The sequence below is a fragment of the Leptolyngbya sp. FACHB-261 genome, assembly GCF_014696065.1.
Lineage (GTDB): Bacteria > Cyanobacteriota > Cyanobacteriia > FACHB-261 > FACHB-261 > FACHB-261.
The window spans coordinates 547,563-559,906 of the sequence record NZ_JACJPL010000018.1; the positions used below are offsets into that span (position 1 = coordinate 547,563).

At 51.7% G+C, this 12,344-nt stretch carries 14 protein-coding genes and 1 tRNA gene; 7 read left to right on the forward strand and 8 right to left on the reverse strand.

Annotation, left to right across the window (positions count from 1 at the left end; translation table 11 throughout):
* The first annotated feature begins 237 nt into the window (after positions 1-237).
* The 3 genes from H6F94_RS11815 (at position 238) to H6F94_RS11825 (ending at position 4,883) form a co-directional block, all read left to right on the forward strand.
* Positions 238-1,725 carry a sugar transferase gene (locus H6F94_RS11815; RefSeq protein WP_190802403.1) on the forward strand — a complete coding sequence of 496 codons (1,488 nt, stop codon included), beginning with the start codon at positions 238-240 and terminating at the stop codon, positions 1,723-1,725.
* A complete protein-coding gene (locus H6F94_RS11820; protein WP_190802404.1) occupies positions 1,706-4,150 on the forward strand; it encodes an O-antigen ligase family protein in 2,445 nt (814 codons plus the stop codon). The genes H6F94_RS11815 and H6F94_RS11820 overlap by 20 nt, the downstream gene beginning before the upstream one ends.
* A 163-nt stretch (positions 4,151-4,313) precedes the next feature.
* Positions 4,314-4,883 carry a hypothetical protein gene (locus tag H6F94_RS11825; RefSeq protein WP_190802405.1) on the forward strand — a complete coding sequence of 190 codons (570 nt, stop codon included), beginning with the start codon at positions 4,314-4,316 and terminating at the stop codon, positions 4,881-4,883.
* A 135-nt stretch (positions 4,884-5,018) separates the two neighbouring features.
* Here H6F94_RS11825 and H6F94_RS33240 read toward each other — a convergent pair whose 3' ends face one another.
* The gene (locus tag H6F94_RS33240) at positions 5,019-5,732 is read right to left on the reverse strand and encodes a rubrerythrin family protein (RefSeq protein ID WP_190802406.1); all 714 of its coding nucleotides are present in this window, start codon (positions 5,730-5,732) and stop codon (positions 5,019-5,021) included.
* A gap of 245 nt (positions 5,733-5,977) precedes the next feature.
* Positions 5,978-6,160, reverse strand: coding sequence for a photosystem II assembly protein Psb35 (gene psb35 / locus H6F94_RS11835; RefSeq protein ID WP_190802407.1), 183 nt, complete (start codon positions 6,158-6,160; stop codon positions 5,978-5,980).
* A 186-nt stretch (positions 6,161-6,346) separates the two neighbouring features.
* On the opposite strand from psb35, the gene H6F94_RS32940 reads away from it, so the two are divergent.
* Complete coding sequence (locus H6F94_RS32940) at positions 6,347-6,469, forward strand: hypothetical protein (protein WP_277878047.1); 123 nt, start codon at positions 6,347-6,349, stop codon at positions 6,467-6,469.
* Positions 6,470-6,489: 20 nt separating this feature from the next.
* On the opposite strand, the gene crtR is transcribed toward H6F94_RS32940, so the two are convergent.
* Complete coding sequence (gene crtR / locus H6F94_RS11840) at positions 6,490-7,449, reverse strand: beta-carotene hydroxylase (protein WP_190802408.1); 960 nt, start codon at positions 7,447-7,449, stop codon at positions 6,490-6,492.
* Positions 7,450-7,573: 124 nt separating this feature from the next.
* Between crtR and H6F94_RS11845 the strand changes: the two genes are divergently transcribed.
* Positions 7,574-7,657 (forward strand) — tRNA-Leu (locus H6F94_RS11845).
* On the opposite strand, the gene H6F94_RS11850 is transcribed toward H6F94_RS11845, so the two are convergent.
* Positions 7,639-7,809: a hypothetical protein gene (locus tag H6F94_RS11850; RefSeq protein ID WP_190802409.1), complete on the reverse strand. Its 171-nt coding sequence runs from the start codon at positions 7,807-7,809 to the stop codon at positions 7,639-7,641. The genes H6F94_RS11845 and H6F94_RS11850 overlap by 19 nt on opposite strands.
* 125 nt (positions 7,810-7,934) lie before the next feature.
* Between H6F94_RS11850 and H6F94_RS11855 the strand changes: the two genes are divergently transcribed.
* Positions 7,935-8,324 carry a hypothetical protein gene (locus tag H6F94_RS11855; protein ID WP_190802410.1) on the forward strand — a complete coding sequence of 130 codons (390 nt, stop codon included), beginning with the start codon at positions 7,935-7,937 and terminating at the stop codon, positions 8,322-8,324.
* Between the two features lie 72 nt (positions 8,325-8,396).
* Here H6F94_RS11855 and petA read toward each other — a convergent pair whose 3' ends face one another.
* Both petA and petC read right to left on the reverse strand, forming a co-directional pair.
* On the reverse strand, positions 8,397-9,338 hold the full coding sequence (gene petA, locus H6F94_RS11860) for a cytochrome f (protein WP_190802411.1): 942 nt from the start codon (positions 9,336-9,338) through the stop codon (positions 8,397-8,399).
* 46 nt (positions 9,339-9,384) lie between these two features.
* Positions 9,385-9,951: a cytochrome b6-f complex iron-sulfur subunit gene (petC, locus tag H6F94_RS11865; protein ID WP_190802412.1), complete on the reverse strand. Its 567-nt coding sequence runs from the start codon at positions 9,949-9,951 to the stop codon at positions 9,385-9,387.
* A gap of 145 nt (positions 9,952-10,096) precedes the next feature.
* Here petC and H6F94_RS11870 point away from each other — a divergent pair, with 145 nt between their 5' ends.
* Positions 10,097-10,414, forward strand: a complete 318-nt coding sequence (locus H6F94_RS11870; protein ID WP_190802413.1) for a DUF3067 family protein — start codon at positions 10,097-10,099, stop codon at positions 10,412-10,414.
* Positions 10,415-10,584: 170 nt separating this feature from the next.
* Here H6F94_RS11870 and H6F94_RS11875 read toward each other — a convergent pair whose 3' ends face one another.
* Together H6F94_RS11875 and H6F94_RS11880 are read right to left on the reverse strand one after the other, a co-directional pair.
* Positions 10,585-11,268 (reverse strand): hypothetical protein, encoded by a 684-nt coding sequence (locus tag H6F94_RS11875; protein ID WP_190802464.1) that lies wholly within the window; start codon positions 11,266-11,268, stop codon positions 10,585-10,587.
* A gap of 176 nt (positions 11,269-11,444) precedes the next feature.
* Positions 11,445-12,344, reverse strand: a 900-nt coding sequence (locus tag H6F94_RS11880; protein ID WP_524537849.1) for a photosystem I psaA/psaB family protein, incomplete at its 5' end; no start/stop codon positions are given.

Genomic DNA, 12,344 nt, shown 5'->3' on the forward strand with positions numbered 1-12,344 from the left:
ATCTCTTTGCCTCTCTCAGTAGCTTTTAGTTCTAGAAGATACTGAGCCTTACTGATCAGCTCTAGAGTTCCTGCTTGACACCTTGAAAGGATTGACTGAAAAGCACTGCACTGAAAAACACGGTACTGCTAAGTAGCCGAACCAAAACTCTTACGAAACTCTTAGAGAGACTGCGTGCAAAAGCTTGTGCTTGAGGAACACTGAGGACACAATCCATGCCGCTCCCGTCCGTCTACCATGCTTCCTTCTAACCGGCAGTTTCCAGCGTCAGAGCCTAGCATCCAGGCTAGGGGGCTTGATATCCGTAGGGCCAACTTGTTTGTTCCCTGGCAGCTCTCGGGGCAAGGCTTGCGAGTAGCAGCCCTAATGTTCAGTGATATTTTCGGGTTGTCTCTGGCTTGGAAGCTAGCCGGTCACTTTAACAAATCGTTCATGCCCCCGCCCTCCGAACTGGTCTGGTGGGACTGGTTTGGTCTGCCCAGCCCGTTCTGGATTTTCGCCGCTGTAACCCTAATCCTGTTTGGCCTACAGCGGTTCTATACAGCGGGTGTAGGCTGGCGCGATTACGTGAAACAGGGACAGGTGATTAGCTCGGTTTACCTGTTCTCGCTGGTGGTCTCTTACTTCTATGACCCCAAGCTGGACGCGCCGCGTTCTTTGTTCTTCACAGCCTGGTTTAGCAGCATTGCTCTGGTCGTTGGGCTGCGTCTATTAATGAGCTTGGTGCTGCGTCAGATTCAGATTTGGCAGTTGCGTAGTGGTCAGACGGCAGTTGCCAACAGTGTGCCAGTGTTTCTGCTAGTGTCTCCAGAGCGGTTGTCCGTTTTGAGCAGTCTGCTGCATCGCCGTACAGATTGTCGTGTGGTTGGGGCAGCCCCTTCTAGCACTGCCAATACCGCCAAGACCATCCAGGCAATCTTAAACTCTGGAGCGTCTGAAGTCCTAGCCGAGCAGCTACCGGAGGTTGAGCTAGCTTCTGTTCTCTATTGGCAGTTGCGTAACGCCGGTATTCGTTTGCGATTGGTGCCAACTAGCCTGGTGATGCTGCATCGACGCGGAGCCGCAGAAGTCTTTGCAGGGTTGCCAACCGTACGCGTCGAAATGCCGGTACTGGGTGGTTTGGACTATGGCCTCAAGCGTCTTCTAGATCAACTCTGCGCATTTCTAGCGGTGATTCTACTAGCGCCGCTGTTTCTAGTGGTTGCTGTTGCAATCCGGCTCGACAGCCCAGGCTCAATCTTCTTTTGTCAGGAGCGCGTTGGCTTGAAAGGACAAAGCTTTCAGATGTGGAAGTTCCGTACCATGCTGCCAAATGCTGCCAGTCTGCAAGCTCAGCTGGAAGCCCGCAATGAGAGCGGCGATGGCGTTCTGTTCAAGATCAAAAATGACCCACGTGTTACCCGGCTGGGTCGCTTCCTGCGTCGTACCAGCCTGGATGAGCTACCTCAACTGTTCAACGTGCTGCTAGGGCAGATGAGTCTCGTAGGGCCCCGTCCTCTCCCCGTGCGCGATGTGGAGCGCTTTGAGAGCTGGCACCATACTCGCCATCAAGTTCTGCCGGGTATCACTGGTTTGTGGCAAGTCTCAGGCCGCTCCGACCTGGATGACTTTAATGATGTTGCGCGATTGGATCTGTTCTATATCGATAATTGGTCGCTCAATTTGGATCTGGACATCTTAGTGGAGACGGTGCGCATTGTCCTCTTTGGCAAAGGAGCCTACTAGCCCCCCTCTGTCCTGGAAAGGGCAATTACTGGGACTGTTAGCGGCTCTGATCGGGGTGCTATTTACCCTGGTGCCCGATAGCCATAGCAAACTGGCCAGTTGGCCCTGGGTTTTTCTATTTCAGGTTGGGCTATTCTGCCTGGCGGGTTGGGGCTTGTGGATGCTGCTGCAAGACCGTCCCTGGCGCAGGTTGGGTAGTGGTTTGGACTGGGCAGCAGGACTGTGGGCAGTTGCCTTGTTACTGTCAATGGCACTGGCAATCTACCCAGGGCAGGCCCGTTTCTATACGCTGAGCGCCTGCTGCTATCTGATTGGTCTCTATACCCTGGTGAATTGGTTAGAAACTCCCCAACGTCGCCTACAGCTTGGCATTGCTCAGGGCTATGTGCATGTGGCCTTTTTAGTCCTTAGCCTAGGCCTGTGGGGAGCCACTACCCTGCTACCGGAACTGAACCGTCTAGCTTCTCTACGTCCCTATGGCGTCGATTTGCCCTTTGATTTTGGGGTTGTTGACCTGCGCAACTGGGCACCGTTGGGGCACCAAAACTATGTCGCCGGTTACCTGATTCTGGCGCTGCCGTTGCTGGCTGCGCTGGCCGTCTTGCGATCGGGTCAGCAGCGCTGGCTGTGGTGGTCTGGCCTAGTCTTGGGCTTGGTGGTGCTCTACACGACGAGTTCCCGTGGTGGGCTATTAGGGCTAGCTCTGTTGTTGCTGTTGAGTGTTGCCCTGCTGCCCCTGTCCCAGCGCCGGCGCTGGTTGGGAGTTGGAGCAATAGCAGTTCTGCTAACTGCCTTGCTCGCCTTAAATAACCGTCTGCAGCTTCTGTTAGGTGGCTTGTTAACGGGACAGGTCCAGGGAGAGACAGCCTACCGTTTGTTGACGGCTCAAGTGGGCGCCGCTCTGGGGTTAAGGCAACCACTTACTGGTGCAGGGCCAGGGGCCGTCCTCTTGCTATTCCAGCGTTATAGACCAAGCTGGGCTGGACGAGAGGCCGAAATGGCCTATCAGCTGCACAGCACGCCAGTGCAGCTCTGGGCAGATTTGGGTCTTCTGGGCAGCGTGGCCGCCTTGATCACTCTAGTGCTCGTGTTACGAACGGTAGGTCAGCTGTGGCGGCTCACAGAAAATACAGACAAGGTTCTGGCTGGGAGTGCGCTGGGTGGTTTATTGGCCTATGTTGGCTTCAGCTTGACGGACTACCAGCTAGATCACCCGGCTCTAGCGGTGCCCTTGCTGCTCAACTTGGCGCTGTTGATTTCACTATTACCAGGACCGCCTGTTGCTGGGCGGTGGCGACGAGCCGCAGCCGGTGGTGTTAGCGTCGCGCTTCTGCTGGGTGTTGTGTGGCTTGTACCAGTCGATCGGGCTTGGCAACTGTCTTCTCAAGGTTTTGCGGCTCTGAGCGGTAGGCAGGTAGCTGCCTTTGTCCCAGCTTTGGAACAGGCCAGTGCCTTGGCTCCTTGGGAGCCCTACTATCCCTCTCAACTAGGCTGGAATCTGGTTGAGCAAGGACAGCCGGAGGCTGGTAAACGCTGGTTTGAACGAGCCGTGCAAGTGGCTCCTGATTTGGAGTTTGGTCATAGCAACCTGGCTTGGTTAAAACTATCGACAGGTGATCCAGCGGGGGCCACTCAGCACTTTAAGCGCTCAGCTCAGTTGGTACCCGCTAAGCGAGGTGTGTTCTATGGCTTAGCAATGAGCTTGCTGGCGCAGCGACGAACAGACTTGGCAGTTCGGGCTCTAACACTAGAGGTTCTGCGCGACCCTGTATTTGCCACCAGCCCGCTTTGGCAAACGCCTCTTCTCCAACCCTTGTACGCTCCAGTCACCGCTGCCTTAGACGAAGCTTGCGCAGAACTTCGGCTGGCTCAGCCGCAAGCGGAATCGTTAAAAACTTTTCTGGATCAAGTTCAACTCGGTCTTCACTGGTGGTTAGGGGAGCGGGATGTCCACAGCCAAACGGTTCAGAGTGTTGCTCCACTGATGCAGAAGGTGCTTGCGTTAGCTCAGGGACAGACGGTAGAAGTGCGAACTCCCCAAACAGCGGGTGAAGCCTTGCTGGCGGCTTGGCTGAACCCACAGGAGCGTGAGCGCTTTTTGCAACAGGCTTGGAGCCGGGCTGTTGGCCTACCGCCTAGACCAGAAGATTTAGCGCCTTTGCTGCAAGGACTGGCTGCGTCCCAAAGCTTTGATCAATGGGTCAAAGAAAAGGCTCCGATTCGCCAGTATCGTCGTGAGCGAAGTGGTTTTGGTGTGCTCAGTCGACATATCGATGGGCCAATCCCAGATGATTTTCTACAGGTAGTCGATAACGTAATCATGACAAATTACTTAAATGAGTTGTTGCCGACCTCACCCTTCTACCTACCGGAGTTGGACCGAGCTTTGCAACCTTGGCGCGATGAGTTATTGGCGAAACTCTAGATTGCAGCTTATATGAGGGCTGAACCTGTGTAACTTTTGACTAGCATAAGCTCACTCATCGGGTAGATGAGTCTACGCTTACTCTTGAAGAAACTTAGACCAACTGAGATTTTATGTAAAACCATCTGTAAGCCAGAGCAAAAGATGGATAGGAGCTTTAATAATGCAAGCGAAGCCAAGAGCACAAGGTTTGTATCAAGCAACTGGTTTTTATCCAGGCTCTGAAATTCCTTTTGTTTCAGTTGCCATGCGAACAGACCAACTTGCAACTCGTGCTCCTGAAGGGACGAGTTCGGTCTTTCGTCCTATTTTGCCGCAAATCAAACCGCGAACTCAAGTCGCTATTCTGCTGCCGGGTGAACTGCCAGTTACTCTGCCAGATGACACTATTTATGTCAATGGCATGGGTGAAGCGGACGAATACAGTATTGTAGTTGGCCACACGCCAGATTGTAGTGGTGCGACGGTTTGCTCGATTGGCTCGTTTAACGCAAAACGAGGTGGCAAGGTTTACCCGGATGAATTTGAAAAAACTGTTAGCTTAGTTCGAGGCATCACTGCTTACTTCAGTCCTTTGACCTGCGGGGCTTCTTGCTCACCTCCTAGCATCGGTTGGGAATATGAAGGTGCTTTCTATCGGATGCATCTGGAGATCGATAGCCGCAACCCAAGCCAAGATGAGGAAATCATGGTCCGGTTGGCTAACTCTGCAATTGAAATGGGGCCGCGTTAAATTATAAGCCTGTTAGTTTACATTAGGTGCTTTCACTCAAGAACCATCTGAGAATTTACTCAGATGGTTATGATCTAGCTCAAGTTGATAATTTTAGATCTAAGAAGGCAAGGCAGCTTGAGTGATAATTTTAATTCAAGCTGCAATTGCTTCCTCATAGGGTACAAAGGACCGTTTGGATGCCTGACAAACAGGACAAACCCAATCATTGGGAATAGCTTCAAACGGAGTTCCAGGAGCAATACCAGAATCCGGATCTCCAGTTACAGGATCGTAAATCATCGAGCACTGGAGACAGATCCACTTACGAGTGGCTGGGTCAGTACCAGCCACTTTAGGACTAGGGGCAACACCATCCAAAGCTTTCAACGCTTCTGTGTACTGTTGAGCGTGATGATTCTCAATATGAGTTAATAGGCCAAAGCGATGTGCCGCCTTTCGAAACATTGCGGCATGTTCGCGAGATTCCGCTTCCTGTTCTTGAAACTCAGCGGCTGCACCGCTATCTCTATCATCACGCGCCTGCTCAGCAAAACCAGGGTACATCGTAGTGTACTCGTAGGTTTCTCCCTCGATCGCTAATTCCAAACAGCGAGCTACAAGTGCTTTTTTCTGGCTTGCATCCAAGGTAGAAACATCATCAACCGCTAGTTCGGGATGAAGGAGACGAAAATGGGCGAAAGCGTGTTCTGTTTCTTGATTCGCTGTATCTCGAAACAGCTTTGCTAAGTCAGCCATTCCTAACTTACGAGCCACATCCGCAAAGAATAAATACTTGCGGTTAGCCATTGATTCGCCAGCAAAGGCATCTGCTAGATTTTTAGCAGTATTAGAGTTAGCAAGATCCACAGTTCTACTTCGTTCCAGAGAAGAGTAAGGCTATCTCAGAATAACTCCGAGTTACTAAGAAGTCAAACTTATAGTTCAGTATTAGTGCACAACTAATTCAATAAGTTCAAACCATTCTCTAAGCCTTGTAGAGAATTACTGGTTATGCAAAATTAGACCCCTTATACAGCTTGAAGCAGGGCCAGTAATTATCGATTTGTGGGGCCTAATTTACCCGTTGAGTAAGGGCCCCAGTCTTCAGCCTCTTACTTATCTTCAACCTCGTTGCCAGCCTTATCCACTTTAGGAATAAAATCAGGCCGCTCTTTGTCCTCCCATCCCGAGGGACGCTCAGAGTTGTACCAGGCAATCGAGCCAATACCAACTGCTGCCACGAAGCCAAGACCCATCACGCCCAGATAAATGGTCGGAATTTCAGCGATGAGCATTGTGTCTAGGCTCCCTTAATATTTCATCATCTTTCAGAATAAACCAAGCCCCCGTTCCTTCTACGGCAAAGAGGCATCTACTGGCCTAATCGGTTAGCCCTGAGTTGGCCTCTAAGCTGTTGAGGGAACTCAACTCTGCTTCTAGAACGCACAATAGAGAGGTTCTGACCCAAAGCGAACAGCATCATGGAAAACGTTGATTGGCAAAGTGTAACCGCAGGTGGATTGGCCGTAGCAATTCTGCTCGGCGGCATGCTGATGATGTTCTCTAACGTTTGGACAATGGATAAGAAGCAGCCCCCCAAGTGAACCAGCTCCCTTGAGCCAGCTTAGGCAGCGATCTGCTGCTCTGTGTCGTTAGGCTCCGTCGGGTCAACCACCTTCAGCGCTGGTGCTGTATCAGCTGAAGCTTGAGAACGATGGGGAAGATGAATGCCTAAGAACAAGTCATAGACAAAGCTCCAGAGAGCCTTACGGCTCTCCAAAATTCCCAAACACTGAGGAGAGCCGTGAGCCTCAAGCAACGGCTTAGCCTCGTGGTAGCCACGCTGGTAGAGATACCAGGGGATAGATGGCCAGAGGTGGTGGATCAAATGGTAGTTCTGGCCCAGGATGAGAACATTGAGAACTGCACTAGGGTAAACCCGAGCATTGCGCCAACGGTGACGCTCAACAAAGGGACGGTGGGGCAAATAGTCAAAAAATAGGCCCAGAGCGTAGCCCACAATCATCAATGGGATGCCCCAGTAGGTGATGAAGTAGTGCCACCAACCGATCTGGATGCAGGTGTAAACAGTGCCAATCAAAATGGCACGGCTGAGAAACCACTCCAGCAGCTCAAACTTGCGCCACAGACGCCGCTGGAAAAAGTACACCTCGTGGTAGAAAAAACGCGGTGCAATTAGCCAGAGAGGCCCCCCGTGGGAGACGTAATAGTCGGGGTCGTTGTCTGGGTCATTAACATGGGCATGATGCTGGATGTGCACTCGGGTAAACACCGGAAACACAAACCCCAGCATCAAAGCGGCACCGTGCCCCAAAGCTGCATTGACGATGCGGTTTGGGTGAGCCGAATTATGACAGGCATCGTGGATGACTGTCCCAGCCAGGTGCAGAGCAAGCAGATTGGTAAAGAAGACCAACCAACGCGGCCACAGCCACCAACCGTAACCCCCCACTGCTAGGCCTAGCAGGCTCAGGGATATCAGGAACATGAACAGAGTCGGATTCCAGGTCCCTGGCGGCCCTATTAATTCCTTAGAGACAGTCAGGGTCTTCCCTGCCTGCATAGAATGCTCCTCGTGTTTAAGCCTCAGGGTAGTATACGATACTTAACGAACCTTTTCGCCTTCTCAGGTCTGACGAGTGCTGGCCTGACTTATGCTAAGATGCCGTCTGCGATGGAAATCGCGGGGGAGCGTGGTGGAATGGTAGACACAAAGCACTTAAAATGCTTTGGCTCAAAAGGCCGTGAGGGTTCAAATCCCTCCGTTCCCATAACTGGTAAGCATCTGAAGCCCTAGGCTACTGACTGGGGCTGGTAGAAACTCGCCGCGAAAATCTAAGAACTGAACCAGCAATAGGTAGCCGATGCCTAAGGTTAGGGCAATAGCCCCTGTAACTACGGCAACCCATTTAGGTCGATCCATTGTGAATACTCCGTTATTGCTTTGAGCTTTCTTCTTCACTCTAGGACATCTGCTGAGCGGCACTGGCTGGTCCAGATTGCACAATAGAAGAGAAACTCAAAAGACTCGGAATCACTTGCCTCCCCATGCTTGGACGCTTTCAACAAAGTCACCTGCGCATTGAAATTAACGCCTCTGAGGAGACGCTCTCGCGCTGCTTACTGAAACCGGCTACCTTTTCCCAGTGGCTGTGGCCGCAGCAATTCTCACCCGATCTGCCTGAAACCCTGACAGCAGGCGTCATGTTTACCGACTGGCTGGGCCCTGTTGCTGTGCAGCACCGGGTCGAGGCTGCACAGACAGGACGATTACTGCTAACCCTCTGGCAGGGCATTGACGGCTTTCATGAGTGGCGTTGGGGTGAGGGCTGGGTGCAGTCTCGTCTAGAGGGCATCTCGCTATTGCCCCTTAACCTGGGACAGACCCTATCCTTAGCGCGTCTGCGGCAATATCTGGCTACGCAAGCTCAAAGCTAGTTAAGGGTCAAAGCAAAGCTCCCAAAGCCTAAAGACCTGGGAGCTTGACCTTTAGTTGAGTTCGAACGCGCCTTAGAAATTCATCTCAGCCGCTTGGACTTTCTCAACTTGCTTCTTCTTGAGGACCAGCATGAGCTGGGATACAGCGACTGAAGCGAAGAAAGCAATCAGCCACTTGACGCGATCAGGACTCTGGAGCACGATTTCAGCATCCACCTGACCAAAGCCACCCACATTGGGATTGACGGTCAAAGGAGCATCCTTCGCAACTTGAGCACCCTGGGAGACAACCAGCTCTGGACCAGCAGGAATCGTTTCTACAACTTCCTTACCTTCCGCTGTCTCGATGGTGACCTGGTAACCGCCGCCTTCGTCCTCAGAGACGGGGGTAATCGCGCTGATTGTGCCTTCAACTGGAGCAGTGAACAGGTTGTTATTGCTCTTCTCACCAGTTGGGTAGATTTGCCCACGGCCACGGTTGCCGCCCACATGAACGGCGTACTTCAAGAAGTGGACATTCTTATCTGTAGCTGGGTCAGGGGAGAGCACCGGGAAAACTAATTCCTGATACTCGTCGCCAGGTAGGGGGCCGATAAGAACGATGTTCTCTTTATCTTCCGCGTAGGGCTGATAGTAAAGTCCCTCGATCTTTTCCTTAAGTTCGGCTGGAATCCGGTCTTCTGGTGCAATTTTGAAGCCCTCTGGCAGCATGACGACTGCACCGACGTTCAGCCCAGCCTTGCTACCGTCGCTCTGTACCTGCTGACTGCCTTCCGGGTAAGGGATTTTGACGACAGCCTCAAATACCGTGTTTGGCAAGACTGACTGAGGAATTTCTACTTCGATTGGTTTTTGCGCTAGGTGGCAGTTGGCGCAAACAATCCGCCCCGTGGCTTCGCGGGGTGTTTCGTAGTTCTGTTGCGCCCAGAAGGGGTAGGCCTGGGCAGCTTGCGGAGAAATTACCCCACTGATCAAGAGCACAGCAGCAATGGCTGCTACGAACAATTTCTTCATCACAAGTTTCGGCTAGGAAGGAAGTATGAATGCTGAAGCCGCTCGGCTATGCCCACCAGGGATCTTCGCCCGTACGGAAGTCTTGCTCGGTCCAGGGGGTAAAGCTCACCTTGTTATCTTCAACAGCGGCATGGACCAGAGCCAGAGACAGAGGCGCAGGACCGCGCACAACTTTACCAGCACTGTTGTACTGGGAGCCGTGGCAGGGGCACTTAAACTTGTTCTCAGCGGCGTTCCACGGTACGACGCAGCCTAGGTGAGTGCAGACAGCATTGAGACCGTAGTCGCCGATCTCTTTGTCTTCAGTGACGACCAGATACGTAGGGTCACCCTTCAGGCCCTGAGTCAGCACACGGTCACCAGGAGCATGGCTACCCAGAAAGGCATCAACTAGAACATCCTGTCCCAGAGCGTCCTTTGCTGTAACGCCACCACCACCGCTACCACTAGAGGGAGGGATGAAATACTTAACTACTGGATATAGAGCCCCGAGTGCAGTCACGGCGACTGCGCCACCAGTCAGAGCGTTCATAAACTGACGGCGTCCCATGGTAGGAACGTCTGACTTCGGGTCCGGTAAGTTGGGAGGAGAAAAACTAGAAGCTTCTGCCATAGCCTACGCTGGGAATAAAGGGGATGAGGACGCTATTACATTTCTTGACAAACACATCATATCCAGAAGCGGGGAATGCAAATTTATACAAAATGTTAAGTTCACCGCCTGAGTCTAGTAACTACCTGGTCTTTTTACACTTGCCATGACTGGATCAGACCTGCGACAACTGCTTCTCACCAAGTGGGGTTTCTCCTACGACATTCAGTTTCGCCGCACGCAGGGCCGGATTTTTATGCAAGTGATGTGGCGTTATCAGGAGCAGGTTTCGTTCCCCCTTGATGAAGCAGATTATTTGAGTCATTTAGATCAAGTTGCCGCTTATTTGATTGCCTGGGGAGCTGTGGAACAGGTCACTCGTTTCATCCAAGAAACCAAGCAGCGTCCTCGTTTAGGTAAAGCAGTGGGCATTCCTCTAGAATTGGGTGAACGCGCCTCTGAATGGATGCTGGAGAACTTTTAAGGAGTTGTTTGGCAGGACTTCCCTAACCAAGGGAGCAAAAGTTCTTCAGACCAAATCTTCAAGAATTGATTTCATTGAGATGAGTTGCCTGAAGCAGTTTTGGGCTCCAGTTAGATCTTAAACAATTGATTGAATGTCAATGCCTTGACAATCTACAGTCAGATATATCCTCAACGCGTTAAAGTTGATGCTAATTCTTGAAGGAGCTGATCCTGCTCCTGCCTCGTCTTTTCAAGCTGCACCAGGATGCTTGCTAGCTTTTCTCTAGCCTCTTTATCAAGTGATATGGGATTCAACTCCTTCAGCTCTGAAATATTCGCTTGCGATCTTCTACTGAGGCTAGAACTGAAGAAATGCTGACCTATCTTGAAGGGAAATCCTAGGACAGAGAGCCAGATTCTCTCACTCAAGTTGGCTAGTGCTTTGCTCAATCCCCACAGCAAGAAAATTGACCCTAAAAAAATTGCTATCGTCCAAATTGAGTGGCTCATAGTCCAACCGATATGTGGATGAGACTTTGCCCACGATTGAAGGGACGCAGCCATGAAGTTCTGAGTGGGTTCAGCTAACTTCTGTAGTGGAGTTCCCGCATTTTGAAGGGCAGGTTCTAAAGCTGTTCTGGCCTTAACTGCAGTTTCACCAATATTGATGGCAGCCTGGTGAGTAACTTCGGTCACAGTGCTTGCAGCTTTGTGTGCTGTTCCATTGAAAGCAGCAACAGCTCCATTCGCAGTTTTTGAGGAAATTGTGTGTGCGTAGGTCGTAATATCGGTAGCCGTATCAATCGTTCTCTGCTTCAGCCCGCTTAATAAGTTAGACGTATTAGTCGCTATGTCAAAACTGGTATTTTGCACGCTTTGAACACCATTAGCCTATATCTCAACCAGCATCATGTAATCCACGATTGTTCCCCCAAAGTAAAACCTTGATGCTTCTAAAGTTGCTGTCAGTCTAACGAACCTCTCAGGCAAAGACCCCCCTACTTCTCAGCAGGGGGGTCTTTTTAGAAGCCTAAACTATCAGATCAAGCTCATCCGAACTTACCAGCAGTTGAGGCAATGACGAAGGCAGCGTAGGTAAAGATGTAGCCAACTGTAAAGTGAGCTAGACCAATCAAGCGGCCTTGAACGATGGACATAGCAACCGGCTTGTCCTTCCAGCGAACTAGGTTCGCTAGAGGCGTGCGCTCGTGAGCCCAAACTAGGGTCTCGATCAGCTCTTGCCAGTAGCCTCTCCAGGAGATCAGGAACATGAAGCCGGTGGCCCAAACCAGGTGCCCGAAGAGGAACATCCAAGCCCAAACTGCCAGGTTATTCATGCCGTAGGGGTTGTAGCCGTTGATCAACTGTGAGCTATTCAGCCACAGGTAATCGCGCAGCCAGCCCATGATCGTCACTGAAGACTCGTTGAACTGAGCCACATTACCTTGCCACACCGTCAGGTGCTTCCAGTGCCAGTAGAAAGTGACCCAGCCAATCGTGTTTAGCATCCAGAACGCTGCTAGGTAGAAGGAGTCCCAAGCAGAGATGTCGCAGGTGCCGCCACGGCCAGGACCGTCGCAGGGGAAGCTATAGCCGAAGTCCTTTTTGTCGGGCATCAGCTTGGAGCCGCGAGCATCCAACGCACCCTTGACCAAAATCAGAGTGGTGGTGTGCAGACCCAGAGCGATGGCATGGTGAACTAGGAAGTCGCCAGGACCAATGGTCAGGAACAGCGAGTTCTTGCCACTGTTAATCGCATCCAGCCAACCAGGCAACCAAATGTTGCCATTGTTCGGCCAAGCCGTTGAAGCCAAGCTATCCGGGTTGGACAGCAGCACGTCTAGGCCGTACAGAGCCTTGCCGTGAGAGGCCTGGATGAACTGAGCGAACACAGGCTCGATCAGAATCTGCTTCTCAGGCGTGCCAAAGGCTTGCATCACGTCGTTGTG